The organism is Acinetobacter sp. WCHAc060033 (assembly GCF_004209125.1).
Classification (GTDB): Bacteria; Pseudomonadota; Gammaproteobacteria; order Pseudomonadales; family Moraxellaceae; genus Acinetobacter; species Acinetobacter wuhouensis.
Map to the genome: position 1 here is coordinate 1 of NZ_SGSW01000206.1, position 342 is coordinate 342.

Here is a 342-nt window from a genome sequence, read left to right on the forward strand (position 1 = left end):
GGGTCATACGATTGACTTTTACCTTTCCGCTAGACGGAACAGTAAATCAGCCTATAGTTTTCTAGGAAAGATATTCAATACGGTGAAAAAATGGCAAATTCCACGGGTCATCAATACAGATAAAGCAGCGACCTATGGCCATGCTTTATCACGATTAAAGCGAGAAGGAAAATGTCCAGTAGATATTGAGCACAGGCAGATTAAGTATAAAAATAATGTCATTGAATGTGATCATGGTAAGTTAAAGCGAATCATCAGGGCCACATTAGGATTCAAATCTATGAAGACTGCTTATGCCACAATTAAAGGTATTGAAGTCATGCGTGCACTACGTAAAGGACA

1 pseudogene is annotated in these 342 nt (G+C 38.6%); it reads left to right on the forward strand.

Going from position 1 to position 342, the window contains the following annotated elements:
- Nucleotides 1-342: pseudogene (locus EXE10_RS21295) on the forward strand (IS6-like element IS1008 family transposase); the annotation flags it as partial.